This is a genomic window from Roseofilum sp. Guam (assembly GCF_017746735.1).
Classification (GTDB): domain Bacteria; phylum Cyanobacteriota; class Cyanobacteriia; order Cyanobacteriales; family Desertifilaceae; genus Roseofilum; species Roseofilum reptotaenium.
Map to the genome: position 1 here is coordinate 1 of NZ_JAGHZN010000069.1, position 26,871 is coordinate 26,871.

At 45.2% G+C, this 26,871-nt stretch carries 21 protein-coding genes and 1 tRNA gene; 11 read left to right on the forward strand and 11 right to left on the reverse strand.

What is annotated here, in order from left to right:
- Positions 1-481: 481 nt before the first annotated feature.
- From J7529_RS21900 to xdhA, 8 genes are all read left to right on the forward strand, one after another.
- Entirely contained in the window at positions 482-892 is a 411-nt protein-coding gene (locus tag J7529_RS21900; protein ID WP_318730736.1) for a hypothetical protein, read from the forward strand.
- A gap of 111 nt (positions 893-1,003) precedes the next feature.
- Entirely contained in the window at positions 1,004-1,456 is a 453-nt protein-coding gene (locus J7529_RS21905) for an SRPBCC family protein (protein ID WP_318730737.1), read from the forward strand.
- 94 nt (positions 1,457-1,550) lie between these two features.
- Positions 1,551-2,441, forward strand: a complete 891-nt coding sequence (locus J7529_RS21910) for an alpha/beta fold hydrolase (protein WP_413038961.1) — start codon at positions 1,551-1,553, stop codon at positions 2,439-2,441.
- Between the two features lie 158 nt (positions 2,442-2,599).
- Positions 2,600-5,518, forward strand: a complete 2,919-nt coding sequence (locus tag J7529_RS21915) for a FlgD immunoglobulin-like domain containing protein (RefSeq protein ID WP_318730739.1) — start codon at positions 2,600-2,602, stop codon at positions 5,516-5,518.
- Between the two features lie 59 nt (positions 5,519-5,577).
- Positions 5,578-6,153: a Uma2 family endonuclease gene (locus tag J7529_RS21920; RefSeq protein WP_318730740.1), complete on the forward strand. Its 576-nt coding sequence runs from the start codon at positions 5,578-5,580 to the stop codon at positions 6,151-6,153.
- 15 nt (positions 6,154-6,168) lie between these two features.
- On the forward strand, positions 6,169-6,966 hold the full coding sequence (locus tag J7529_RS21925) for an SAM-dependent methyltransferase (RefSeq protein WP_318730741.1): 798 nt from the start codon (positions 6,169-6,171) through the stop codon (positions 6,964-6,966).
- 4 nt (positions 6,967-6,970) lie between these two features.
- The gene (locus tag J7529_RS21930) at positions 6,971-7,618 is read left to right on the forward strand and encodes a class I SAM-dependent methyltransferase (protein ID WP_318730742.1); all 648 of its coding nucleotides are present in this window, start codon (positions 6,971-6,973) and stop codon (positions 7,616-7,618) included.
- 371 nt (positions 7,619-7,989) lie between these two features.
- Complete coding sequence (xdhA, locus tag J7529_RS21935) at positions 7,990-9,387, forward strand: xanthine dehydrogenase small subunit (RefSeq protein ID WP_318730743.1); 1,398 nt, start codon at positions 7,990-7,992, stop codon at positions 9,385-9,387.
- A gap of 84 nt (positions 9,388-9,471) precedes the next feature.
- Here the strand turns inward: xdhA and J7529_RS21940 are convergent, their stop codons facing one another.
- On the reverse strand, positions 9,472-10,101 hold the full coding sequence (locus tag J7529_RS21940) for a hypothetical protein (protein ID WP_318730744.1): 630 nt from the start codon (positions 10,099-10,101) through the stop codon (positions 9,472-9,474).
- Between the two features lie 60 nt (positions 10,102-10,161).
- A complete protein-coding gene (locus tag J7529_RS21945; protein ID WP_318730769.1) occupies positions 10,162-10,785 on the reverse strand; it encodes a class I SAM-dependent methyltransferase in 624 nt (207 codons plus the stop codon).
- A gap of 159 nt (positions 10,786-10,944) precedes the next feature.
- On the opposite strand from J7529_RS21945, the gene xdhB reads away from it, so the two are divergent.
- A complete protein-coding gene (xdhB, locus tag J7529_RS21950) occupies positions 10,945-13,245 on the forward strand; it encodes a xanthine dehydrogenase molybdopterin binding subunit (RefSeq protein WP_318730745.1) in 2,301 nt (766 codons plus the stop codon).
- A gap of 92 nt (positions 13,246-13,337) precedes the next feature.
- Here the strand turns inward: xdhB and J7529_RS21955 are convergent, their stop codons facing one another.
- From J7529_RS21955 to J7529_RS21980, 6 genes are all read right to left on the reverse strand, one after another.
- Positions 13,338-13,757, reverse strand: a complete 420-nt coding sequence (locus J7529_RS21955) for a peptidylprolyl isomerase (protein WP_271936022.1) — start codon at positions 13,755-13,757, stop codon at positions 13,338-13,340.
- A 118-nt stretch (positions 13,758-13,875) separates the two neighbouring features.
- Positions 13,876-13,952: transfer RNA gene (locus tag J7529_RS21960), tRNA-Met, on the reverse strand.
- Between the two features lie 58 nt (positions 13,953-14,010).
- Positions 14,011-14,958: an asparaginase gene (locus J7529_RS21965; RefSeq protein WP_318730746.1), complete on the reverse strand. Its 948-nt coding sequence runs from the start codon at positions 14,956-14,958 to the stop codon at positions 14,011-14,013.
- 37 nt (positions 14,959-14,995) lie between these two features.
- Entirely contained in the window at positions 14,996-15,496 is a 501-nt protein-coding gene (locus J7529_RS21970; RefSeq protein WP_271936020.1) for a CGLD27 family protein, read from the reverse strand.
- Between the two features lie 15 nt (positions 15,497-15,511).
- Complete coding sequence (gene rsfS / locus J7529_RS21975) at positions 15,512-15,943, reverse strand: ribosome silencing factor (RefSeq protein WP_413038962.1); 432 nt, start codon at positions 15,941-15,943, stop codon at positions 15,512-15,514.
- A gap of 177 nt (positions 15,944-16,120) precedes the next feature.
- Entirely contained in the window at positions 16,121-17,362 is a 1,242-nt protein-coding gene (locus J7529_RS21980; RefSeq protein ID WP_318730748.1) for a glycosyltransferase family 4 protein, read from the reverse strand.
- A gap of 531 nt (positions 17,363-17,893) precedes the next feature.
- On the opposite strand from J7529_RS21980, the gene J7529_RS21985 reads away from it, so the two are divergent.
- Both J7529_RS21985 and J7529_RS21990 read left to right on the forward strand, forming a co-directional pair.
- Positions 17,894-19,975, forward strand: a complete 2,082-nt coding sequence (locus J7529_RS21985) for a DUF4347 domain-containing protein (protein ID WP_318730749.1) — start codon at positions 17,894-17,896, stop codon at positions 19,973-19,975.
- Positions 19,975-23,973, forward strand: a complete 3,999-nt coding sequence (locus J7529_RS21990; RefSeq protein WP_318730750.1) for an Ig-like domain-containing protein — start codon at positions 19,975-19,977, stop codon at positions 23,971-23,973. The genes J7529_RS21985 and J7529_RS21990 overlap by 1 nt, the downstream gene beginning before the upstream one ends.
- A gap of 37 nt (positions 23,974-24,010) precedes the next feature.
- On the opposite strand, the gene J7529_RS21995 is transcribed toward J7529_RS21990, so the two are convergent.
- The 3 genes from J7529_RS21995 to J7529_RS22005 form a co-directional block, all read right to left on the reverse strand.
- Positions 24,011-24,727, reverse strand: coding sequence for a rhomboid family intramembrane serine protease (locus J7529_RS21995; RefSeq protein WP_318730751.1), 717 nt, complete (start codon positions 24,725-24,727; stop codon positions 24,011-24,013).
- 75 nt (positions 24,728-24,802) lie between these two features.
- Entirely contained in the window at positions 24,803-26,107 is a 1,305-nt protein-coding gene (locus J7529_RS22000; RefSeq protein ID WP_318730752.1) for a hypothetical protein, read from the reverse strand.
- 59 nt (positions 26,108-26,166) lie between these two features.
- The gene (locus J7529_RS22005; RefSeq protein ID WP_318730753.1) at positions 26,167-26,859 is read right to left on the reverse strand and encodes a hypothetical protein; all 693 of its coding nucleotides are present in this window, start codon (positions 26,857-26,859) and stop codon (positions 26,167-26,169) included.
- Between the last annotated feature and the right edge of the window lie 12 nt (positions 26,860-26,871).

The following is a 26,871-nucleotide window of genomic DNA, read 5'->3' on the forward strand; positions in this document are numbered from 1 at the left end:
CATTGACTTGGTACTCCAATTGATCGTCACTTAAATTGAACAATTTTTGTAGGATAACTCACTTGAACATTAAGATAACATCTAGGGGTTTACGACCGGCATTACTTGAAAGTTCACGGTCATGAATTTGTTTGAGGATTGGACGAAACTCCTCCCAAGGTACTAATTCATTCAGTTGAGAGAGTAGCGTTTTTTTATTCTTTAGCTTTTTCTGACGGTTCTCTAGGTCCCAAAAACTTATTTGACCCATATTTTTTTCTTTCTTAATTATCTCATAGATTCACGGTATAGTCAATTAATAGAAGTGCCCTATAGATTTCCCACTCTAAGGTGAGCTAGCAACTTTCAGCCGATGATACCAGAGTTAGACTCAAACATCATTAGATGAGCTTAACCTGGAATCGGTAGCAGAATGGCATTAGGGGAATAGACTTGCTATGATAAGGTCATTTGAATTAATAAGGAAACTGTTCTACACAATATGAAAAATCTAGTCTTAGTCCGTAAAAGTCTCACTCTCAGTGTCTCTATTCTCCTCGGTTTACTGGTAAGTGTGATGCCATTGCGTCAAGTGCGGGGCCAAACTCGTATTGCTGAATTACAGGATTATTGTTATCAAAGCGAAAGCACTTATTTTTTAGCAGAAACTAGGAATTTTTGGGTGAGTATTTGTGGCGGTGACGCACCTTACACTTATGTTGGCGTAGATAAAGAAACGGGGGATGATATTCGACTGGACTTGAGCGATTATGATTCTAGCGGTGAGTATTTTGAAGCGGTCAATGGTGACTATACTTATTACGTGATTTTAAACACTGCCAGGGGATCGTTTTTAGTCGTTGAACAAGATGGGAAGGAAATTTTGAGAGAACCTCTTCAGGATTGGGAGTAGGACTGAAATATATCTATCGCCATTCATCCTAGCAGACAAGTGAATATAATCCCCTTGCGTTTTTATCTGTAAACAGTCGATTCACTACCTGTTATCAGTAGTATCCAAACTATGCTAAATTTTGAAAAATCCATCTTAATTGATGCACCAGTCGAAAGGGTCTGGGAATTCCATGAGCGGGCTGATATTTTAAGTGTGTTAACTCCTCCTGGGCAACCGGTGAAAGTGTTGCGCAGAGAGGGAGGTTTAGGAGCGGGAGCTATTACAGAGTTTGAAATTCAATTGGGATTAATCCCGATTAAATGGTTAGCCCATCATACGGATTGTGTGCCCTATGAATATTTTGTCGATCGCCAAATCGAAGGCCCTTGTCAGAGTTGGGTGCATCGCCATGAGTTCACCCGCGAAGGGAATCAAACCCGGTTAACGGATACGATTCGCTTAGAATTATTTGGGGGAGAGATCGCAGAATTTCTGTTCGGTGGCTTTGTGATTGACCGACTGGAGGATATGTTTACCTATCGTCACCAAGTGACTCAACGGTATTGCCGGGATAATTACTAATTACTAATTAACAATTTAATGATGATTTAGGGTAGGTTAATTCTAAAATTGATTACAATGGGAGCGGAATCGTTGAGAACAGAGCAAGGCCTACATGATTATCCCTCCTGGTTTTGAACAAAACTCCGTGGTAACTAGCTTAGGCCGCATGGTCTACTACCACCCCAGCGAGTCCTTCTGGGATTCTCAGGTCAAATTACAGCCCAAATTAGTATTTTTACATGGGTTTGGAGGAGGGTCATCGGCCTATGAGTGGTCTCAGGTTTATCCCGCATTTGCTGCCGAGTATTATACCCTCGCTCCCGATTTAATTGGCTGGGGTTGTTCCGATCATCCAGAGCGCAACTATCAAATTGAGGATTATCTGACCACCATTCGGGAATTTTTAGAACTCACCTGTGAGGAACCCTGCACGGTGATTGCCTCTTCGTTAACCGCAGCGTTAGTGATTCGGGTGGCAATTGACTATCCCCAGTTATTTCAGTCTTTAATTTTAACCACTCCGGCTGGATTATCAGATTTTGGTCAAGATTATAGCGCCAGTTTATTTGCCCAGTTGATTAAATTTCCTGTTTTGGATAAATTCGTTTATAGCACGGCGATCGCCACGGAAGCTGGAATTGCCTCTTTTCTGCAAAATCGCCAATTTGCCCAAAGCGAGCGCATCTACTCAGAAATTATCGAAGCCTATCTAGAATCCGCTACACAACCCAATGCTGAATATGCTGCACTCTCCTTTGTTCGGGGCGATTTATGTTTTGATTTAGCAAAATACATGCCCCGTTTAACAACTCCAACCGCTATTTTGTGGGGTAAAAAATCCCAATTTACTGGCCCAGAAATTGGTCAACGCCTAGCGGGTTTAAATCCAGAATATGTGAAACGGTTTATAACTCTAGAAAATGTGGGACTTACCCCCCAGTTAGAAATGCCGGGATTAACCATTGGTCTAATTCGTCAACTCTGGAAACAATTGCGGACTTAAGATTAAGTACTTTGCGCAGTAATGGGGAATAGGCAATAGGCAATAGGATAAATCCAGTTTTATGCTTTCCTTGAATATTCCATAAATGGTGTTCTCTAATTCTCCTTACTCAGCGCTGGAGTTGGTAAGTCTGGAAAAGCGCTACTTTAAAAACAAGAATGATTTACTTATTACTTATTACTTTACAGCGCTTTGCGCTGTATCTCCCCTTACTCATTCTAGGATTAACCACAGGAACAGTCCTTTCTGGGTGTCAAACCTCACAAACGGCTGAACCGTTAATCACGCAAGCAGTTGTTCCCTCTGGACGCACTCTAGAATTTACGCTCACGGAAAAAAGCCGGGTCTCTTTAGGTATTTTTAATGATCAAGGGGTTTTGGTCAGGGAAGTGTTAAGGGGTGAACCCTATGAAATGGGGACTCATCAGGTGAGGTGGGATGGTTTAGATGGGGAAGGGAATCCTGCTCCTGCGGGTGAGTATACTTGGAAACGGGTAAGTCATCCGGGATTTACCTCCCGCTATATTACCCATATCGGGGTCAATCCGCCTTCAGAGCCGTATCATTTATGGCCAGGAGATCATACCGGGGTGGGAACGGTGGCGGTAGATGATTCTGGGGTTTATTTTGGTGCAAGGGTGACGGAAGTTCCGCCTATGGTGGTGAAGCATTCCCCTGATGGTCAAGAGCAAATCTGGACTAAAGAACAGTATTATCAGGGCGGCCGTCTCAAACGGTTAGCAGCCGCAGGGGGTAAGGTATATTTGCTCAAGGATGAGGGAGCAGGAGACACGGAAACCCATTGGATTAGGAAAGTAACAACAGACACTGGAAAACCGGCGGGAGACTGGCAAATTACGGAGGGCGGAATTCAGGTTAGCGATATCGATCTTGAGGGTAATAATTTAGTTGTCGTTTTGCCAGAATTAGGGGAAATCCGTTGGCTTGATGTTGAGAATCCGACGAGAGTGTTGGCGACGGTGAAGGGGTTAGAAGGGGTAAATGCAGTTACGGCAGTAAGCGGCGATCGCCAGGGTTCTGTCCTGGTTCATACCCAAGGTCAGGTCATCTTTGTCGATCCAGTGCAAAGTATCCAGGAGACTAAAATCACCGGGTTACAGGGTGTGGTTGCCCTAGATCTCGACCATACCACTGGGGATTTGTATCTGAATGAAACTAGCCAAGGGTCTCAGATTTGGCGCTATGACCGCGAGTTGCGCAAGGTACAGGAGTATGGCGGAGCGCGGCGACCTTTTGGGGTTTATCAACAGGAATTGTTCGGGGATCTGGCGGATGTGACAGCGGATCAAAAGGGTGGATTTTATACGACAGAGCCGGGAGCTTATCCTCGGCAAACCTCCCATATTCGCAGTGCGGATGGCTCGGTTTTAAATACTTGGTTTGGGGGATTAAGTTATTATTTAGTGCCGACAGTTGACCCTAAAGATCCCAGCATTATTTGGTTAACCGGTCATGCTCCAGAGGTAGTCAAATTACGGTTGAATGTAGACCAAGGAACCTGGGAGGTGTTAGAGGTCTATTCCTTTGCCGAACCGGGGGATAAATTATTTGTCGAAAATCGGGCGATCGGCTCCCGTTGGCAACCGGTTTATTGGCAAGATGAACTTTATTTATTCGCCACCAAAAGACCGGCTATTTTAAGAGTTGATCGCCAGCAAGGGAAATTATGGCCCGTTTCCTTAACCACAACGGTAGTTCACGACCCCAATAGTGACCTGTGGAGGGGATCTGGAGAAGATGGTTTTCCTGCGCCTTGGGTGGAAGCGGTGAGGGGACAAGGGTTTCAGGACTATCGTCAAGCACCGAGAAGCTTTTCTTGGGGCGATCGCAATCAAAATGGCATCATGGAACCCGACGAATTCCTATTCTATCCCCAAGATTTTCGCTGGAATTTTGCCGGTGAAGGCGTTTGGGATGACCAATTTAACTATTATTTACCCACCCAAAACTTTGGCAGCTCCGATCCCACCTTCGCTTGGTATACAGTACCGGTAGCCGAATGGCTTGGAAATGATCCCCAAATCCCCTTTTATAATCTGCAAAACATCGAACCGGGCCCCCCCATTCCTGAATCAGTCAACAATGCCTATTGGGGCCGAGAATTAGAGCGAGATGCCAATGGAAATATCTATCTTGTTAGTCAATCCCATCTCACGGTTCATGAAAGCTTAGGGGGACGCTGGCCCAGTAGCCAAAACCGCGTCAATCGTCTGATTAAATGGAATGACAATCAAGAACTCTTAGGTCTGATTTCCCGTAAAGTCTTCGATCATCGGGAAAAAAATAGCGGCAAACTTTATTATCCCATGCATGTGCGCTCTGGCCCTGATAATACGGTAATTGTCGTCGATCAAGACTATACTCCAGCCGCCGTTTATACTGAAGATGGATTATATATTGGCCCTCTCTTAGACCAACGAACCTTAGATGATTATCCTGATTCCGTTTATCAAGCTTCTAATCATCAGGATTTTCAAGGATTTGCCTTAATGGAATTGGCTGATAGTCGTCGTTTTTGGATTGGCCCCCAACCGGGAGGTCTACCCGTTTATGAAACTCTGGGATGGGATAAAATTAAACAATCAACGGGTAAGTTGAAGTTAGATGAACCCGTGAAAATGCTGGAATTATCTGGAACTGGATTAACGGGAACGCTCTATCAAGATATCCAGGAAAACTCAGCTATTGGCGAGTTTAACTTTCCCAAAATTGACATCGAACCCTACTATAGCAATTCCCCAATTTCTGGGGTTGCCCCCGATAATTTTAAGATGGTGTGGGAAGGTGAGGTGCAAGCCAGATTTAGCGAAGATCATCAATTTTATCTGTACTTGAAAAAACCTCAAGATTCTGGTAAAATATGGATTGATAATCAATTAGTATTTGATTCCTCTGATTTGCAGAATCCTGTTCCTAAAATTGCTTTGCAAAGAGGAGAAAAATACCCAATAAAAGTTGAATGGATTAATCAAGGGGGAAATCCAACCATTCGAGCGATCTGGACAAGTACCACTCTCGATCCGGAAGTGATTCCCCAAGAAATTTTATATCCTTAGATAGTTAAAATCCCTAGTCCTTCCACCCCCTATTTCCTAGCGCGAAGCGCTGTAAATCCATGCTAACGACTCACCCCCGATTTGAAACCTTTGAAGACTACCTCAGCTACGATGAAAACTCCGATAAACTCTATGAACTCTTCAACGGAGAACTGATAGAAATGCCTCCAGAATCTGGTTTTGACTTTGAAATCGCCACATTTCTACTGATTAAATTTTCATCATTAGTTGGATATCGTAGAGTCCGAGGACATGGACTAGAACTAGAAGTCAGAGGAGAACCCAAAAACCGCTATCCCGATTTAACGATTATTAGAGAAGAACATATTCAACAACTCTCCCAACGCAATACTCTCCGTCTTTCGATGTCTCCCCCTCTATTAGTGGTTGAAGTGGTCAGTCCTGGTGACATCCAAAGAGAAAGAGACTACAGTGCCAAAAGAAGTCAATATCAAGATTGTGGCATTCCTGAATACTGGATTGTTGACCCCCAAACTCAAACGATCTTAATTTTAGAACTGACTAACAAAACCTATAGAGAGCTAGGTACATTTAAAAATAATGACGTACTCCCTTCTCCGAACTTTCCAGAACTCAACTTAACCGTTAACTCAATCCTAAATCCAGTACCGTAGTGGAGCGATCGATTAATGACTTCTGAATCCAATAAAGGAACTCCTTTTGTTCCTTTTACTGCACGAGTAATGGCTGCTATTCGAGCGGCAGAAAGCGATCGCCCAGATCGCCTCTTTGATGATCCCTATGCCCAACAATTTGTCACCCCAGAGGCGATCGCATTCAAAGACGAACAACTGCAACTGAGCGATCGTCAATATGTCGCCGTCCGCGCTCGGTTTCTCGACGATCTGATCGCCTCTTATGTCCCTCCCCTAACTCAAATTGTGATCCTCGGTGCAGGAATGGATGCGCGTGCCTTTCGTCTTCCTTTACCAGATAAGACAACCCTCTATGAACTCGATCAAGCTGAAGTCATTGAGGCCAAACAGAGCTATTTTCAGCATATCGAACCTCAGATTAACCGTCAGGCGATCGCCGCTGACCTCACCCAACCCTGGAAAGCCCTATTATTAGAGCAAGGATATCAACCCGAAAACCCCACGGTTTGGATTATGGAAGGATTGCTGATGTATCTGACAGAAACAGAAGTTCATCAACTCCTCCAGACCTTATCTGACTTAAGCGCTCCTGAAAGTATCTTGGGTTGCGATATGCTCGGAAAAGCTGGAATTGACTATGCACCCTATCGAGGATACTTTAAATCTGGCTTTGATAACCCCATGGCACTATTTTCATCCTATGGTTGGCAAGCGAGTATAACCGAATCGTCCAATTGTAGCGTGTCCCTAGGTCGCCCTCCCTTTGAACCAACTCCTGGTGTTCCCGTTGAAGGTAGAGCCAGGTTTTTTAGTGCTACTAAACTCCCTTAAACTTATGGAAGATCGTCAGCGACTTGAAGAAATGGTAGATCGTGCCATCGATAATAATACCCCCTATGCCTGGTTTGAAACCCTGTATGAATCTGCTAACCAGGAGGAAGGCAAAATTCCCTGGGCTAAATTACAACCCCATCCCCTGCTGGCAAGTTGGTTACAAAAATATCCCAGAGAAGAAACTGGAAAAACGGCTCTTGTGGTGGGTTGTGGTTTAGGCGACGATGCCGAAGCCTTAGCTGCTCAGGGATTTACGGTAACCGCGTTTGATGTTTCAGAAACAGCGATCGCCTGGTGCAAGCAGCGATTTCCCCAATCCAAGGTAACCTATCAAGTGGCCGATCTCTTCGCACCCCCTGAAAATTGGCATCAGGGTTTTGATCGGGTGATTGAGACGTATACGATTCAAGCCTTACCTTTAGCCCTGAGAGAGCAAACCATGGAGGCGATCGCCAATTTAGTCGCTCCAGACGGTACACTTTTGATCATCACCCAAATTCGAGCCACAGAAGCCGAACCGGATGGCCCCCCTTGGCCCCTTTCTCTGTCAGAATTAGTACACTTTCAGAACATCGGGCTGCAGGAAATTCAGCGAGAATCGTTAGGTGAGGAAAATAGTGCTCTTGTAGCGATCGAATATCGTGCCTGACTATGATTTCAACCCTATTCCTATGAGAATCGTTTCCCTAAAAATTACAAATTATATTGGGGAGCCAGTTCACCAATAACCTTGGTGAGAAATGGGGGATATTAGATGAACCTATCCCTACTTATATAGCAGTAGAGACATTGTGGGGGAGGGCGGGTTTACTTGCAATAGTGGTCAGTCTACAAGATTTGGGTATAACCCGCCCCTACAGATCTCTGTAGCGTAAATAAATAGATTTGATATAACTGTTCTAACCAATTCTTTCTCTGCTATACGGCACTTTGTGCTGTTATGGAGTACACTGTTGAATCCCCGAAGCCATGTACCACAATCCTATTCCCTAGCGCAAAGCGCTATATTACTCCTTACCCATGACTCAACCCTACCTGATTGTTAACAACAAAACCCTCTTTCTCAAAGATACTTCTCCCCATTCCACCCTGTTGGAATATCTGCGCCAAAGTGGATTTGTGGGAACGAAAGAAGGGTGTGGTGATGGGGACTGTGGTGCTTGCACCGTCGCCATTATTGCCCAAAATCAGGAGGGAAAACCCTACTATCAAGCTATCAATAGTTGCATCGTTCCCCTGGGTGCAGTTATTGGGCGAGAAATTATTACGGTAGAAGGTATTGCTGGGGATACTCTGCATCCCGTGCAACAAGCTATGGTAGAGACGGGGGGTTCTCAATGTGGCTATTGCACTCCAGGATTTATCATGAGCATGTTTTGTGCTTATTACCAGGGAACGGTGAATGATATTTGCATTGAGGGAAATCTTTGTCGCTGTACCGGCTATCTGCCCATCCGTCGCGCTGCTCAACAAGTGAGTGGAGCAAGGGATATTCAAGACCCATTTACCGAAAAACTAGAACAAGCCTCTACCATAATGACAGAGTGCGAGTATGGGGGAGAGGGCGATCGCTTCCATCGTCCCATCAACCTCAACCAACTCTTCCATCTCCTCCAGCAACATCCCAACGCCACCCTCATCGCTGGAGCAACCGACATCGGACTCCACCTCAGTCACCATACTCAACACTTTCCTCTGCTCATTTCCCTCGAAGCCATTCCCGAACTGCAAACCCTCCACATCGCCCCCGAAAGCGTCGAAATAGGTGCAGCCCTTCCCCTTTCCCACATTCAAACCCATCTTCCAGGCATCTTTCCCAGTCTCGACACCATGCTCACCTGGTTCGCCGCCCGCCAAACCCGCAATCGCGCTACCCTTGGTGGTAACTTAGGCACAGCTTCACCTATTGGCGATCTTTCCCCCGTCCTCCTCTCTCTCGACGCAACCCTGAGCCTCGCCAGTCTACAAGGTGAAAGAACTCTCCCCTTATGCAACTTTTTTCAAAACTATCGCCAAACTGCCCTACAAGCGGCAGAAATTATCCGCTCCATCTCCATTCCCAGAACCCTAACACCTAAAGCCATTCGCCGTCTCAGTCAATCCTATAAAGTCGGCAAACGAGGAACCGATGACATTAGCATTGTTGCGGCTGCATTCACCATCGACTTAGACGAAAACTACCATATTATTCACGCCAGACTCGCCTATGGAGGAGTTGCTCCCATCCCCATCCGCGCTACCCAAGTCGAGGACATGCTCATCGGCAAACTGTGGCACTTAGAGACTATCCGAGACATCAAACCGATTTTACAACAAACGTTTAGCCCCCTAACCGACCTCCGTGCCAGCGCCGAATATCGTCAACTCCTAGTTGCCAACCTCTTCGAGAAATTTTTCCATGAGATCGAGTGTGATTAAACTGTTATGATTACCAATTATTGTAGGGTGGGCAGGGAAAAAGCGATAGAAATTGAGTTTTTCCTGTCCACCTTACCCGCTTAATTATTGTAATGCAACTGAGAACATTTTTTCAGGAGTATCAGATTGTATAAATTCCGAATCTTCCTGACGAAAGTTATCCAAGCAACCTGCATTCTTAAATAATCGCGTTAGTCGTTTGACTCGACGCTGATCGCATGAGAAGCAGAATCTAGAGAAGTTATTCACAATTGCCTTTTTTCTGATTGCACTAAGAAGAAGAGTCATCACAGTAAGTGAATCAGCACCTTGGTTTGAACAAGCTGCAAGTTGCCAAATAAACAACCTCTCATAGTCGGCAGAGCAAAGCGCTAGCACATATCCAAGGGTGTCAAATGTAGATTTCCTGATAGCGACACGACAAAAATCTGCTTGAGTCTCAGTAAGCATCCAAATTAAGTAATCAGAAGGGATCGTAAATCCACGAGTATTTTGGGATATTACTTGGATTACTTTCCTATCTCTAATGTCTAATTTTCGATGTGCGAAGTCTTGATACAGTAAGGCTGAATATTCAGATTCTTCCTCAAATAAATTGATTTCAGTGTGTCCTTGAACTGGGTTAATACAAAAATTCTTCATTATCAATCTATTTCTTTTGATAAACTGCAAAATATCCAGCGCTAGGAGAAACTTGCAACTCAAATCCTGCATCCCTTAGTAGCTTATGGGAAAGTTCCGGATTGAAACAAGTCACTAGAATCTCTTCAGTGGTCAATATTTTATCTTCTTTCTTGAAAAAATAAGTTTTTTAAAGCTATGATACTCTGGAGTTTCTTCCTGGGTTTTAATGACTTGTGAATAGACAATTTCTCCCGGCAGTTGTTGTTCAAAATTTTGGTGTGGTTTTTGCAAATGTAATAATAGCAATCCTCCAGTTCGCAAATGGCGAGCAACATTATCTAATCTTTGACGGTTTGCTTCAATACCTGGAACATGGCCTCCAAATTCCCAGCGATCGCCTAAATCGAGAATTCCCCACACTCCTCCATTGGAAATTGCGGCATCAAATGTTTCATCTAAATCCATAGTTACCACATCTGCTTCAACCAATTTAGCGCGATCGCCCAATCGTTTTTTCCCAATCTCCAGCATTGAAGCAGTAAAATCAACCCCCGTAAACTGACAAGTGGGATCAACCTTAAGATATTCTTCTACCAGCAGTCCTGTTCCTACACCCAACTCGATAATATCGCGACCCTTACCTACAATTGAGTAAGCTTCTTCTGCCAGACTTTTGAAGTTATAATACCCAAAAGTGATCCACAGATCGTAATATTCAGTAATCTTTGTATAGCGTTTCTCTCTTCTATGAGGTACAGCTTGAAGCCTTAGAATCTAAGCCATACAAGCTATTGCAAAGCAAGACTATTGCCTATTACCTAGCGCGAAGCGCTATATACTGGTTATCCATTTTTTCATCAATATCATACTGTCATCAGTCCCGGTCAGACTAGCATAATTTCTTTATTAATGTCCAATTAAAAATTATCAATCATGAAATTCAACAAACACAAAACCCATGAAAGCGCACCCCATCACGTTACTGGAACCGCCACGTACACTGATGACCTGCGCCCCCCCATAGATCTTCTACATTTATATCCAGTTCTCTCCTCTCATGCTAGGGCAAAAATTAATCAGATTGACTATTCCCGTGCCCAACAAGTCCCTGGAGTTGTCACTGTAATCACCCCTGAAGATATTACCGGTATCAACAATACTGGCATGGTTAGTTTAGATGAAATCCTCCTACCTACTGATGAAATTTATTACCACAGTCAACCCATCATTTGGATAGTCGCAGAAACGGAGGCTGCCGCACGAGAAGGAGCAAAAGAAGTTACTATTGACTATACTCCCCTAGAACCAATTTTAACGATACAACAGGCTATTGAAGCCAATAGTTTCCAAGGAGAACCCCAAGTTATTCAACGCGGCAATGCTCATTTAGCCTTAGACAAAGCCGAATATACCCTAGAAGGAGAACTGGAAATTGGCGGACAAGATCACTTTTATTTGGAAACCCATGTCAGTTGGGTAACCCCCGATACTGAAGGTAATTATCAAGTTTATTCCTCTACTCAACATCCCACAGAAACCCAAATTATGGTGGCACGAGTTTTAGGGATTTCCCGCTCTCAAGTGGTGGTCACTTGTTTACGCATGGGAGGTGCATTTGGAGGTAAAGAAAGTCAATCTAATCCTATCGCTGCCATTGCTGCACTTGCTGCTCAGAAAACAGGTCAATCGGTACGTGTTCGCCTCAAACGGAACCATGATATGATCGTGACTGGCAAACGTCATGGTTTCTTAGGCAAATATCGCGTAGGCTTTGATTTAGAGGGAAAAATTTCCGCCCTAGATGTTGATTTATATTCCCATGGGGGATGGAGTTTAGATTTATCGCTTCCAATTATGGGACGCGCTCTTTTTCATATCGATAATTGCTATTATATTCCCAATTTAGCAGTGCGAGGAAATGTTGCTAAAACCCATACCGTTTCTAATACGGCTTTTCGGGGATTTGGCGGACCGCAAGCTATGGTGATTATTGAAGAGGTTATCGATCGCATCAGTCGTTTTCTCAAATCCACTCCTCTAGAAATCCGTGAAAAAAATTTCTACCATGGAACGGGAGAAACCAATACGACTCACTATGGACAAGAATTATTTGACAATCGCCTACACCAGATTTGGAGTCAATTAAAACAAGAAGCCCAGCTTGAGCAAAGAATGGCTCAAGTGAGGGAGTTTAACCAAAGTCATGCGTATGAAAAATGGGGATTAGCCATTACGCCAGTTAAGTTCGGAATTTCCTTTACTAAAAGTGAATATAATCAAGCGGGTGCATTGATTTTAATTTATCTCGATGGCAGTATTCAACTCAACCATGGCGGGACGGAAATGGGCCAAGGATTACACAGTAAAATGTTGCAAGTGGCAGCCAAGTCTCTGGGCGTAAACCTTGACCGTTTTCGAGTCATGCCGACTAGCACGGATAAAGTGCCCAATACTTCGGCAACGGCTGCTTCTAGTGGTTCTGACTTAAATGGACAAGCGATTAAAAATGCCTGCGAAACGCTCAAGGAAAGATTAGCCCCTGTAGCAGCTAAGTTGCTCAATCTTTATGCTCCTGAAGATTTAGTTTTTGGCCAAGATTGGATTTATTCTGCCACGAATCCTAACCTGAAAGTGAGCTTTGATGAAGTGATTGGTCAAGCGTATTTAGAGCGGATTAGTTTATCGGCAACTGGCTATTATCGTACGCCCAATATTTCTTGGAATCCGCAAACTGGCAAAGGTCGCCCTTTCCATTATTATGCCTATGGCGCAGCCGTTAGTGAAGTGCAAGTGGATCGCTTTACGGGTACGTTTAAGCTACGAAAAGTGGATATTGTTCATGATGTGGGAAATTCACTCCATCTATTGGTCGATCGCGGACAAATTGAAGGGGGGTTTGTCCAGGGAATGGGATGGTTGACAATAGAAGAGTTGGTATGGGATAATGAAGGTAGACTCTGTACTCACTCTCCAAGTACCTATAAAATTCCCACGATCGCCGATATTCCAGAAAATTTCCACATCAGCTTACTGGAAAAAGCCGAACAACCCGGCGTAATTTACGGCTCAAAAGCAGTGGGAGAGCCACCGTTTATGTTAGCTATTTCAGTGCGCGAAGCCATCCGGGAAGCAATAGCCGCTTTTGGGGATACCCAGCAGGTTAAGTTAGCCTCTCCAGCTACCCCAGAAGCGATTTTAAGAGCGATCGAAAGTCTAGACTGCTTACAGAAGTGAGGACATAGAAAATAGGGAGTGAGCCATAGAAAAAGCCAGTTTTGCCATTTCCTTATTGTCCTATCCCCGTACAAAGCGAAGAAAACCCTCGATTACTCTTCAATTTTCACCGAAATAATCTTATCGCCTTTACGAATGGCATTCACTACATCCATATTTTCGGTTTGACCAAAAGTGGTATGGACACCATCTAAATGGGGTTGGGGGGAATGGCAAATAAAAAACTGACTGCCTCCTGTATTCGGTCCTGCATGGGCCATGGATAAGGTTCCAGCTAAATGCTTATTGTCATTAATTTCGCACTTAATTTTGTAGCCTGGGCCGCCCGTTCCAGTTCCCAAGGGACAGCCTCCTTGAACCATAAAGTTATCAATCACCCGATGGAAGGTCAGTCCATCATAAAATCCCTTCTTGGATAATTCAACAAAATTTTTGACTGTATTGGGGGCATCTTGGTCGAATAATTCCAAGTTGATTGTCCCTTTTTCTGTTTCCATAATGGCGCGGGTCATGGCTTCTCCTTAAGGGGGATTTGACAACTCTTTTACCGTACCATAAGTTAGGGGGTTATACTCAAATAAGAAACCCTATTGAATAGTCAATAGGGTTCTTAAAGTATTGTTTGGAATTTGGTGGCGGGGAGCGGATTTGAACCACTGACCTTCGGGTTATGAGCCCGACGAGCTACCAGACTGCTCTACCCCGCGTCACTTTATCTAGTATAGATCAGCGATTTAAATTATGCAACCTTTTTTCCAAATTTTTCTAAATTAGGGACAATTCGCCGCTCACCTCTAGTCGTTTATAGTCTCCAAGGGTCGTGAACTGCTCTCCGAGGGTATCGGCAGCCATGGGGCTGATCCAGCCTAATTCTTTAAGGACGTGAATGGCAGCGGCATATTTGGCCCGTTTACTGCCGTCGATAACTTTAATGGCTAAACCGACCCTTTCGCCAATGCGACTAATACATTGGATGCCTTCGGCTCCAGACTTACTGACCAGTTCCCCTTGAGTGACTCGCATTAATTCGGTGTCAAACTTCTCTTCCCCTGCAACAAATTCAGGATAGTGGGTCATGGCTCGTACGACTCGCTCTAAGTCTAGATGATCGCCAGAGGCTAACTGAGCATATAAGGTGGCCATTTGTCCCAGTTGCATGTAGTAGGTGGGTGCGCCACAGTCATCATGGACACCGATGAGTTCATCGGGAGGAAGTCTGAGCAGTTCGGCGACTCTGGATAAAATGAGTTGTTGAATGGGATGATTGCGGCGTAAATAGTTTTCTTTCATCCAATGGCGTTGCTGACAAACGGCTAACATACCGGCATGTTTGCCCGAACAATTGTGTTGAAGGGCGCTTTGAGCGCCAGGGGGAATGGGACATTGGAGGGCTGTGGGTTCAATTTCGCAACGCCAGAGAATGTTAAAGACTTGCCTGGCTTGAGCTGTTGTACCTTGATGGGAACTGCAAATGATGGCTAAATCGCGATCGCTCAGATCGTAGCGTTCTAGGGTTCCACTGCTGGTTACGGCTGAGGCTTGAAAGGGTTTGAGGGCAGACCGAATGAAGGTGGCAGTTTCTGGATCTCCAGCAGCAGAAAGGACTCGCCCTTTGTCGTCGCAAACAACAGCTTGGGTGCAGTGGGTGGATTCAGTAATGCCTTCCCGGAGAAGACTGACTTGTAAGGTGGCGGTACGTTTTCCCCTGGTCATGAGTTTATGAATAAGATGAATAGAACATCACGAATGATTAGAAATAAATCCAACTAATGGCTTCTGTTCCCAGTAGTGTCCCTAGTCCTGCAAATGTCCAATGAAGGCGTTTGAGGATGGGTTTGACTTGGTAGGTAACAATCAGTTGGTCTTTGGTTAGGATCTCTGGGGATTTTTCCCAGATTTGACCATCATACCAGCCGGATTCTTCGTAGGAGACGGTGGGGCTGTTGAGGCGATCGCCAATATATTTCCACCCTAAGTATAAGCGCACCAGGAGTAATATCAGAATTAGACTTGCTCCAGCACTAGCACAGAGGGTAAAGTGAAAGGGGTCTTTGCTGACTGGGAAACTTGCCGCAGCGACTGGCCCGGTAATGACCCAGCTTAATCCCCAAATCCAGATCGCCTTCAACCAATACTGGTGAGGGTCTAGGGTTCCCCAACGAAAAAATCCTGATTCTTTTAGTGCTCGAAATTCGTTGAGAGGTTGTTGCTCATCCGGGACAGGACAGGCCCAGGTATTGTTTTCTGTCATAGGGCTTTGTGTTCTCTATGAGTCCTTGGGTTTAAATTCGATCACTTCTGCATGACTCCAGAAGGCATCGAGGTTATAAAATTGTCTCTCTTCGGGGAGAAAAATATGGACAATGACTTCTCCAAAGTCTTGCAAAATCCAGCTTCCTTCAGCTTTTCCCTCGGTTCTGAGGGGAAAGTGCTGGAAGTTCTCTTCTACACTATCTTCGATCGCCCTGGCGATCGCCCGCACTTGCACGGTGGAAAATCCGGTGACCAATATAAAGAAATCGGCTAAGTAGGAGACTTCATCGACTTTGAGGATCAGGATATCTCCCCCCTTACGGTCATCGGCCGCTTCAGCTATAGTTCGGGCCATATGCTGGCTACTCTCTATCGATAGAGGACTAGAGGGAGCTGAAGAGGGAATTGAGGTAGGAGAAAGAGGGGTTTGGCCAAAGTTGGACATGCAAACAAGATTAAAAATTTAGGACAAGTTCTAGCGATCTCAAGAATCTTCATCTTAACTGAAGATCTGAGCAGTGGGCAGTCAGGAATGGGGACGGGGGGACCTTTCAAGGGAATGATTTTAAGATTCGAGTCAGGAAGACACGGAGAAACCGGGACACGGGGATGCGGAGATTACCTATTCCCTATTACCCATTACCTCCTCAAATAGGGTCTCATAACGATTGAGGGCTTGTTCAAGGGAAAAATTTTGCAGGGCATAGTCTCGCCCTTGTTTTCCTAGCCGTTCAACTTCTATGGGATTATGGTAAAGCTTGGCAATTTGATCAGCTAAAGCTGTACTGTCTTCTGGGGGAACCACGACTCCGCCTCCACTCTCACGAACGGCTTTAGCTGCGGTTCCATCATCGGGAACAGAGGCGACAATGGCTCGACCACTGGATAAAATTAAGGGAATTTTGGAGGGCAGGTTAAAGGTGGTGACGCGCTGTTTTTGGACAACTAATCCGATATTGGCAGCCGCATACATTTGGGGCAGGGTTTCACGCGGTTGGAAGGGAAGAAGTTTAACATTGGTGGCTTTTAGGCGATCGCATTCCGTTTGCAGAGCGCCCAATGCTTTTTCTTCTCCCACAATTACAAATTGAATCACTTCCAAGTGTTGGAGTTCGGCAGCCGCTTGAATGACGGTACTTAGACCTTGGGTAAGGGCTATATTACCGGCATAGAGAATGATAAACTTACCCTTAAGTTGATGTTCGCTGCGAAACGGATTGGGTTCCTGAGGTAAGGGACGAATAAAGTTTACATCTACCCAGTTGGGAATACAGGTGATTTTGCGATCGCTAATTCCTTGCGACAATAATTTGTCTCGAAATCCTTCAGCAATAACGCTAATCTGTTTCGAGGTAGAATAGGCAAGAGTCTCCAAACTTTCTGCCATTTTAAATAATACAGACTCACGCTTGAGTAAGCCCACTCGCACCGCCGCTTCTGAGACAATATCTTGTAAATTAAGCACTACTGGAGAGCGTCGAGAAGCCGAAAAAATACCCACAGGAACCGCGATCGGTAAAGGGGGAATAGTGGCAAAAACAATATCTGGTTTCCATCCTCGATAGGCTTGAATGACACTGCTAAAAATAAAACTGCCATCAAGTAAGAGACGATCCAATAATCCCGGTTTTGGGCCCTTTATGTAAACATAACTGCGCTGAATCGTAACATTGTTTTTTACTTCTGTTAAATAAATTTTACCGCGATACCCCTCATAAACTTGCCGTTCCGGATAGTTCGGCATTCCTGTCACCACGCGCACCTGATGCCCTCGCTTCGCTAGACCTTCGGCTAACTCAGTCATCAATGGAGCAATCCCAATAGGCTCTGGAGCATAGTTATAAGAATAAATTAGAATTCGCATTGCATAAGACCTTAAGCAGATAGGATGTTCAAAGGTAATAGCATCAAGCTTACAAAAAAAGTTTACATTATCGTAACCTAGTTTGAGGGAGATCAGAGTATACTGGTGTTTTTTGTTTGGAGTAGCGATCTATTTGTCCGCAAAAGCACCAATTATTAATATTCTAATATTTCGCCCCCCATCAATTGCCATTTTTTTTTGCTTAGATGTATAATATACTTATTCAGGGTGTAAAGAATCTCTTTAAATTTAAAAGAGTGATAAATATTTGATTTTATCTAACTTAGAGTCAAATATCAAAATTAAATAAACCAGTTCTTGATTTGAGTAATGAGCTAGGCTTAAATATTAAATGATAGAGGCTCTCACCACTAAGGTTTGCTAAAAAACAAGCTTTTTATGATAGAGAAACGCATCTACAGAATCCGTAGATCAGACTCTAAAACAGATAGTTAACATTAATTCATTAACTCAGATTAGATCATTCCATAAATTCTGTTCTAGGTTACTCAGCTTACATCTACCACGACCATGTCTAACTTATTCAATATTCCTGCGTTTACAAAACAGATTGCGTTTATTGATCCCCAGGTTGAAGATTATGCCAGTTTAGTTAAAGGGATCAAGTCAGATGTAGCTGTTGTGATCTTGGAAAAAGATCAAGATGGAATTGAGCAAATTAACAACTATCTGGTTGCCCATCAGGGAAACGCCATTGAATCACTGCACTTAATTTCTCACGGAAACTGGGGACAGTTACAGCTTGGTTCAACCCAACTCAGTCTAGAAACACTAGCCTGTTATAGCAAAACTCTACAAAACTGGTCACATCTGCTGAGTAAAACGGCAGAAATATTACTCTATGGTTGTCGAGTTGCGGGAAATGCGATCGGTGAGTTCTTTGTGGAGCAACTCAGTCAGTTAACCCAAAGGGCGATCGCCGCTTCCACCACCTTAACCGGCAGTGCAGCTCTCGGTGGAACCTGGGATTTAGCCTATCATACAGGAGAGATACACTCAGAATTAGCACTAGAGAAGGGAGCGATCGCCACCTACCCCCACACCCTAGGAATCATCGTCGCCAACCCCTTCTACTCCGTAGGCCGAGATCTCCCCATTAATGCCAGCGATCCATTCACACAACTCTACATTGTTGACATTGAAGATGGAACCTCTACCAAAGTAGGAACCATCGCCTTTGATAGCTTTGCGATCGCTCGGCAGAGCGACACTGGACGAATTTACTATGTAGAACGAACAACAGGACCAACTGCCCGAGTCGGATTTTGGGACCCATTAACAGGAATGAATACTGAAGTTGGGACAGTAGGTTCGGCCGTTCCTAGTGGTATTCAGTTTTTTAAATTAGCTCAAGCTGATAACGGAACCATATATGGTTTAAGTAATGGATCGAACCAATTATTTTCCATCGATCCCAATACAGGTACAGCAACCGACTTAGGCGCAATTTCAGGATTACCTGCAAATGGGGGCGATATAGCATTCGATCCCAACAATCCTAACACCCTTTTTATTACTACTACAGGCAATACTGGCCAGCCATTTGAACTCTATACAGTAGATGTTACAGATGTTTCACCAGTAACAGGTACTCTAACGGCAACACGAATTGGAGAAGCGAGTCTAAGTCTAGATAGAACTGGTTCTTTAGGATTTGGAAATGATGGCAACCTGTATGCCAGTAGTGGCGATCAATTAGTCATCCTCGATTATCCCAATGTCAGTGGAGGAATCATACCTACCATAGATAGGGGCGCTTTAAGCTTTGCTGCCGCAGATTTTGGAACTCTACCCACTCCAGCCTCTCAAGCTGATTTAACCATCCAAAAAACAGACAATCTCAATAACGTTGCTGCTGGTAGCACCATTACCTATACCATCTCAGTTACCAATAATGAGCCATTAGACCGCATTATTGGCATGATCATTCAAGATACTATTCCCAGCGAGTTTGTTACCAGCAGCATCAGTTGGACAGCAACCCTCACTGATAATAATATACCAAGTGATAGTAATATCGTCAGTGGCGCAACTGGAAGTAACACCAACGACTTAGTGGTTCAACTCGCTCTAGGCCCGCAAGATACAATCACGATACTGGCTACTGGAACCCTCGATCCAAGCTTCACTAGTGGAAACATTACCAACGAAGTTGAAGTTCCCGGTATCGAAGACACCTCAGACACCAATGATAGCCCTCAAGATACTACCACTGTAGTCACGGCTCCGAGTGCAGACCTGAGCATCACCAAAGACGATGGTCTCACCAGTGTCACTCAAGGAGGACAACTGACCATCGTCGCCTCCAATAATGGTCCCAATGATGTCACCGATGGAGTAGTAACCGATACGCTCCCTAGCGAACTCGAGAGCGTCACCTGGAGTGCAAGTGGCAGTACGGGAGCTAGTGGGTTTGATACAACAGGTAGCGGCAATATCAACGACAGTGGCATTACTCTGCCCTCAGGAGGGTCGATCACCTACACCGTCCAAGGCACAGTAAACGCCTCAACAGCGAGCGGTACGACCTTAAAGGTGTTACCGACCCGACTCCAGGAAACAACAGTGCCACAGACAACAATACAGTGGTAGTGGTCAGTAACAATAACCCACCAGATACGCAAGATAAGCTGTCTGAAACCATTCCTAATGATGAACCTGCTCCAGTTCCTACTCTGACAGCAACTGATCCGGATGGAGATGAGATCGCCTCTTTTACAATCACGACTCTACCTCCACCAGAGCAAGGAACTCTCTTACTTGATGGAAATCCCGTTTCTCAAAATCAAGTTCTGACTCCTGAACAAGCCAGTCGGTTAGTGTTTAACCCCAACCCGACGTTCACCGGGAATGCCACATTTAACTACACTGCGACAGATAGTCAGGGTAATACGGACACAACGCCAGCCATGGTAACGTTACCGGTAGAAGCTCCAGTAAGCACTTCTCCACCAGAGGCACAAAATAAAACTGGAGAAACCCGTCCCAATGATGAACCGAGTCCAGTGCCAACGTTGACAGCAACTGATCCGGATAATGACGTGTCTTTCTACACAGTAACGACGCTGCCGCCTTCGTCTCAAGGAACACTCTTATACAATGGTGTCCCTGTACAAGCGGGACAAAAGTTTACTCCAGAACAGGCGGGTCAGTTGGTGTTTGACCCCAATCCTAGCTTTACGGGGAATGCTACATTTGAATATACAGCTACCGATGAAGCAGGTAATACCGATCAAACTCCAGCGATAGTAACTCTACCTTTAGTCGCACCAACAACAACTAACCCACCAGAGGCACAAAATAAAACGGCAGACCCCCGTCCCAATGACGAACCCAGTCCGGTTCCCACGCTGACGGCAACTGATCCAGATAACGATGTCTCATTCTTCACAGTAACTACCCTACCCCCAGCCAATCAGGGGACTCTATTCTATAATGGGGAACCCGTAGAAGAAGGCCAAACCTTTACCCCAGAACAAGCAGCGCAACTCGTATTTGAGCCTAATCCTAACTTTACGGGAGATGCCACATTTGAATACACAGCTACAGATGAGGCGGGTAATACTGACCAAACTCCAGCAACAGTGACCCTGCCTTTGGTCTCACCAACAACGACTAACCCACCAGAAGCAATAGATAGGAGCGGCCCTATACGTCCCAATGATGAGCCGAGTCCGGTTCCAACTTTGATCGGGACTGACCCAGATGGTGATGTATCTTTCTTTACGGTCACTACTTTACCGAGTCCAGAAGAAGGGACTTTGTTCTATAATGGCGAGCCGGTACAACCCGGGCAAAGGTTTACCCCAGAGCAAGCTGGACAGTTGATTTTTGACCCGACTTCTGGGTTTACAGGAGATGCGACGTTTGAGTATACGGTGACGGATACTCAGGGCAATACAGACCTGACTCCAGCGACAGTTACTTTACCAATTCAAGCAGCAACCGATGGACTTCCACCGATCGCCACGTCTAATCCGAATAATCCTGTTCCTAATAATACTCCGAGTCCAGTCACCAGCCTCCTCGGCAATGACCCAGATGGAGAGTTGTCCTTCCTCAGAGTCAACACTACTATTCCACCAGAGCAAGGAACTCTATTGTACAGAGGAGAACCGGTTCAACCGGGTGATACCTTTACCCCAGAACAAGCGGCGCAACTGGTATTTGATCCCAATCCTAACTACACTGGAGATGCTGAATTTACATTCACTGCGATTGATGATGATGGTAACGAGAGTTCACCCGCTACCGTCACCATCCCCATTATCGGGGCAACCCCTACAGCTCCTCCTGTAGCTAATCCAGCGACTAGCGAACCCATCACTCAAGGCAGTAGCGAACCCGGATCTGTACCAACTCTGACGGGTTCAGATCCGGATGGGATTGTTTCGTTCTTTACGATTCAAGATCCACCAACTCCAGAACAGGGAACGTTATTCCTCAATGGAGAACCTGTAGTAGCGGGACAACTGCTGACTCCAGGGCAGGCGAGTCAATTAACATTTGTTCCGAATCCTAATTTTACAGGGAATGCAACATTTACATTTATTGCAACCGATGAAACGGGGAATGTGAGTGGGGTTCCTGGAGTCGTCACCTTACCAGTGGTGGGACAAACACCGGTCGTGACTGCCCAACCCAATACAGGTGCACCTGTGGTTCCTGCTATCTCACCGTCAGATCAGACCCCAACCGTCTCTCAAGTGAATGAGACTCCTTCAACACTATCGTTTTTGGGATTTGACTGGAGTGCAATTTTAGGAATTGGTTCCCATCTGGATTGTCTCGATCCCAATCCGGAGTTTTATGCCCCTTCAGAAGCGCGGGTTAACTTCAATATAGTAGAACGGGACTTTTTTGGAAGCGAGCAGGCGGAACTGTTGCAAGGGGATCATGACAATAACCAGATCTTTGGTAATGGTGGCTATGACTTGATCCTGGCTTACCAAAGTAATGATACGGTCTTTGCGGGAAATGGTAATGATACCGCTTATGGTGGCAGATACCATGATATTCTTCTGGGTCAGGAAGGTGCCGATCTTCTTCTTGGCGACCAAGATAATGATACGGTCTTTGGCGGCCCGGGTGATGATATTCAGTTTGGTGGCCAACAGAATGATTGGCTGTTGGGGGGATTCGGAAATGATACGGCCATAGGCGATCGCGATAATGATTGGGTGTTTGGTCAAGAGGGATTTGATTCCCTGATGGGCCATTTCAACCAGGATATTGTATTTGGCGGTATTAATAGTGATACAATTCACGGCGGTCGGGGTTGGGATATCCTATTTGGCGGCCAACACCCAGATACAGTCTTTGGAGACTTAGGCAATGATACGGTGCATGGAAATTTAGGTAATGATTCCCTGATGGGAGGAATGCACCGAGATTGGATCTATGGTCACCGCCAGCGGGATGTTATTCATGCAGGCCAAGGAGATGATGTGGTGTTCGGTGGCCAGGAAGAAGATACGGTATTTGGAGATCGCCACGATGATACCCTCTCAGGCGATGATGGCAACGATTCCCTCATGGGCAACCTCTGTTATGACATTATGTTTGGCGATCGCGGCAACGATACCATGCATGGGGGACAACAGACCGATCTAATGTTTGGAGGACAACATCAGGACTCCATGTTTGGAGATCGCGGTCAGGATGTGGTATCAGGCGATCGCGGTTCCGATACGCTATATGGTAATCTGGGTGGCGATTTTATATTTGGCGGTACGGAAAACGATACCATCTATGCTGGACAACAGGATGATTGGATCTGGGGTGGACAACATCAGGATTCTATGTATGGAGATCGGGGTCGGGATGTGGTATCAGGCGATCGCGGTAATGATACCCTGTACGGTAACCTGGGTCGGGACTTCATGTTTGGTGGTACAGGACAGGATACCATTTTCGCCGGCCAACAAGATGATTGGGCCTATGGGGGTCAAGATAGCGATTTCGTCAGTGGCGATCGCGGTAATGATATTGTATCGGGAGATCGCGGTAGTGATTATCTCCTCGGCAACCAAGATAATGATACTCTGTACGGGGAGACAGAAGCGGACTGGATACATGGGGGACAACAGAATGATGTCCTTTATGGAGGACAACAGAACGATACCTTAAATGGCGATCGTAACAATGATGTTTTATTCGGTGACCGAGATAACGACTCCCTCCTCGGAAACCAGAATCGAGACATTCTCTCTGGTGGAGCGGGTAATGATATCCTCTTTGGAGGACAAGAAGAAGACACCCTTGATGGAAATCAAGGAGACGATACCCTTAGTGGAGATCTCGGTCAAGATTTCCTCTATGGTGGAGATGGAATTGATGTTTTTGTCCTCCGAACTGGATCGGCAGCCAATAATATTTCGTTAGCCGATATTGTGGCAGATTTCCAAGTAGGGGTAGACTTTATTGGTCTCACAGGAGGATTAACTTTTGTGGATGTAACTTTAGAGGTTTTGAACAATACCACAATTGTCACAATCACCCAAACCAATCAAGTGTTGGGAATTATTAATGGTGTGACACCAGAGGAACTTATTCCAGCAATTATTCCCGTCGATATTGGTTTAGTTTGAATAGGGAGTCGCTAATAGGGAATGGATCGTTTACCCTTTACAGCGCTTTGCGGTGTAAAGAGGCGATCGCCATTCCCCACCCCATAGCCAGTATTTGTTGCAGAACATACCCAGGTGTAAACGGATTAACTTGGAGATCCAAGGAGCCAATAGCGTAGGAAAATTGCTGCACAAACCACCAAAACAGATAAAAAGCGGCAGGGAGTTGAATTGGGATAAAGATAATCAGCAAGGGAAGTAGAGTTTCAATTTTAGCGTTGGGAAACTTGATGACGTACGCGCCTAGGATCGCGGCGATCGCGCCATTGGCACCAACGATCGGTAAAGCAACTTCCGAATCGAGGAAAATACGGACTACACCTGCTACGATACCACTCATCAGATAAAACCCCAGAAAAGGGAAGCGCCCCAGTTGGCTTTCCAGCCGTTTTCCAAACACGTATAAAAAGATTAAATTCCCCAGAATTTGGGCATAGCTGTAATGTAGAAATAGCGCCGGTAAAATGGCAAAACATCGCCAGAGAAATACAACCCATACCGCCGGATTATCGCTGCTGATTGCCTGTTGCCACAATCGAGTAATTTCCCCTGGAATCATGCCCCAATAGCCCACCCAATCAGATAATTCTCCGGTAAAATCTAGATGAATTTCGGCAAAAAATACCATTATAGTCAAGCTGATTAACCCATAACAGATGACTGGAGTTTGGGAAATGGGTTGAGTATCGCGGATGGGAATCATGACAGTAGGCAATGGAGAATGGGGAATAGGGAATTAGGCAATAGGTAGTTGCATATATAGCAATTCACGCTATGGTCAGGGATAAGGTTAAAGTTCCTCTTCCACTTCTGGAGCTGGAATCCAGAGGGCGATCGCTTCCCCGAAGAATAACCCTAAAATCGCAAAGCCTGCACCCATGACTAAAATCGTCAACTCGGCACTATCCCATAAGGCTATCTGGGGGAAAAATAGAGTGATTATCAATATCATCATCGCTGATAAGCTGCCAATTCCCAAAGATAATTGTACGGACAGTTTCGAGAATGCATAAACTTCAAAATGGGTTAATAAGTAGGCAATAAACGGAATCCAAATTGCCGAAACATATGCCGCATAAAACGACGCAATCAATGTGACAATTTCGCCCCCTTTTAGAGCAATGGTTAACGCCAAACTGGCATTGAAGAGGGCAATTAGCCACCGACTCAGGGGAGAAACGGGAAACCAACCTAAATCTAAAATAGTTTTGGTTTGAATCCGCAGAATACTACTCCCGATTCCTAACGCTGGAACAACCAAAGAGAGAAGGAATAAAAAGCCTAAAAGATGATCTTTGCCACCGCCTATGGTCACTAAAATATAGGGAATCACTTCTTTACCAGTGACTTCCATTGGTAAAAGGTCACTTCTTTGGGCGGCTAAAACTAAGGCTGTGGGTAAAAAAGCCAAAACCATAAATCCCAACGCGGCTAATAAACTCCCTCCATATAACGTGGGAATTGTTTTGGCTTGCACAATATACTGTTGATATTTCATATCAATCATGACCAAGCTGACTGTGGAGAGAGAAACGCCTACCACTTGTCCCCAACCGACTTGAGTTAAGGAGGGAAGAAATTGACTGGGAATTGCTGCATATTCGGGTAATCCGTGCAAGGTCAACAAAGCATAAATTAACGAGCCAATATTGAAAACTAATAGGGCTTTAAAAACGACTCCGGCTTTCTCGATGGGAAGTAAGGAAATTAAGAGAAAAATAAACGCTAAACCTACCATACTGGGCAAGATGGGCAGGGATAAAACTTTGAGGATAAATGCACCGGCAATAATTTGGACGGCATCGATGCCAATTAAGGATAACCAAGACATCAGAGCAATCAAGGTTTTGACGAAAGAACCGTAGCGATCGCCTAAAACAGTCCAAATCTGATCGACTTGTTGCCAATAGAACTGAGCCAAACCTAACAGTGCGAAGGTTCCCAGGGCAATACACAAGGGATATAAACTCCCTGCTGCTCCCAAAGTGAGGGCTTTTTCCGCCGTTCCCAGGACAAAACCCAAACCATAATGAGCGGAAATCAGTAGAGCAGCCAGAGAAAAAAGACCAAGATGGCGATCGCTAGATGAATTCACAATCAATATCCATTAACAGCATCTGAGAATGATTGTAAACTCCGATCGCCAATTCCCTATTACCAGCGCCCAGTTCTAGTAGAAATTCTCAAATCCGATCGCAAGCGTAAATCGAGATCCGTATTGGGATCGATCACAAACACATCACTTTTTCCACCGCCCAAAAACACCCCAGTTAGCGCTCCTAAACCCGCACCCCCTAAGATTTCTTCCGTGGCGATCGCGCGATCGCCGGTTATCCCAGCTAAAATAGTTGCTGCCCCCGCGCCGATAGCTGCACCTCGGAGAACTGAAGTAGCTCGCGATCTGCCAATTTGCTCGGTTTCTGTAAACCGTCGTGAAACCGCATCCAATGGCAAACGAGAACCATTTACCAAAATCAACTCCTCAGCCACAAACCGAGTCCCTACCGTATTGCCAGCGATCGGTTGTAAGGCTCCCCTCACCTGAGATCCCTTGGGAATCAACAACTGTCCTTGACGAGAGGTAATATTATCGGGAATTGTCAACACTAACTCAAATGTTTCATCAGGAGCAATGACTACTGTTTCTGTGCGATCGTAAACCATCGGCAGAATAACCCCCTCTGGAATCACCACATCATCGGCATCCGGGAACAACTGACTCACCAGAGGATGGGTTTGGGCGATAACGGGAAGCACTGCCACGGATAAATTCACCGTTAATAAACTGACCAAACTTAGACCTAAGCCTACTGGAGAGTGTCGTAATTTCTCTCTAAAACCGATCATATTCCCATCATC

Excerpts from the sequence above, each read along its gene's own strand:
- J7529_RS21920 (WP_318730740.1), top strand. The coding sequence starts at position 5,578 with ATGCTAACGACTCACCCCCGATTTGAAACCTTTGAAGACTACCTCAGC.
- rsfS (WP_413038962.1), bottom strand. The coding sequence starts at position 15,943 with ATGTCCAACTTTGGCCAAACCCCTCTTTCTCCTACCTCAATTCCCTCT.
- J7529_RS22005 (WP_318730753.1), bottom strand. The coding sequence starts at position 26,859 with ATGATCGGTTTTAGAGAGAAATTACGACACTCTCCAGTAGGCTTAGGT.
- J7529_RS21985 (WP_318730749.1), top strand. The coding sequence starts at position 17,894 with ATGTCTAACTTATTCAATATTCCTGCGTTTACAAAACAGATTGCGTTT.
- J7529_RS21980 (WP_318730748.1), bottom strand. The coding sequence starts at position 17,362 with ATGCGAATTCTAATTTATTCTTATAACTATGCTCCAGAGCCTATTGGG.
- J7529_RS21915 (WP_318730739.1), top strand. The coding sequence starts at position 2,600 with ATGATTTACTTATTACTTATTACTTTACAGCGCTTTGCGCTGTATCTC.
- xdhB (WP_318730745.1), top strand. The coding sequence starts at position 10,945 with ATGAAATTCAACAAACACAAAACCCATGAAAGCGCACCCCATCACGTT.
- J7529_RS21900 (WP_318730736.1), top strand. The coding sequence starts at position 482 with ATGAAAAATCTAGTCTTAGTCCGTAAAAGTCTCACTCTCAGTGTCTCT.
- xdhA (WP_318730743.1), top strand. The coding sequence starts at position 7,990 with ATGACTCAACCCTACCTGATTGTTAACAACAAAACCCTCTTTCTCAAA.
- J7529_RS21930 (WP_318730742.1), top strand. The coding sequence starts at position 6,971 with ATGGAAGATCGTCAGCGACTTGAAGAAATGGTAGATCGTGCCATCGAT.
- J7529_RS21910 (WP_413038961.1), top strand. The coding sequence starts at position 1,551 with ATGATTATCCCTCCTGGTTTTGAACAAAACTCCGTGGTAACTAGCTTA.
- J7529_RS21955 (WP_271936022.1), bottom strand. The coding sequence starts at position 13,757 with ATGACCCGCGCCATTATGGAAACAGAAAAAGGGACAATCAACTTGGAA.
- J7529_RS21970 (WP_271936020.1), bottom strand. The coding sequence starts at position 15,496 with ATGACAGAAAACAATACCTGGGCCTGTCCTGTCCCGGATGAGCAACAA.
- J7529_RS21905 (WP_318730737.1), top strand. The coding sequence starts at position 1,004 with ATGCTAAATTTTGAAAAATCCATCTTAATTGATGCACCAGTCGAAAGG.
- J7529_RS21940 (WP_318730744.1), bottom strand. The coding sequence starts at position 10,101 with ATGCAGGATTTGAGTTGCAAGTTTCTCCTAGCGCTGGATATTTTGCAG.
- J7529_RS21925 (WP_318730741.1), top strand. The coding sequence starts at position 6,169 with ATGACTTCTGAATCCAATAAAGGAACTCCTTTTGTTCCTTTTACTGCA.
- J7529_RS21965 (WP_318730746.1), bottom strand. The coding sequence starts at position 14,958 with ATGACCAGGGGAAAACGTACCGCCACCTTACAAGTCAGTCTTCTCCGG.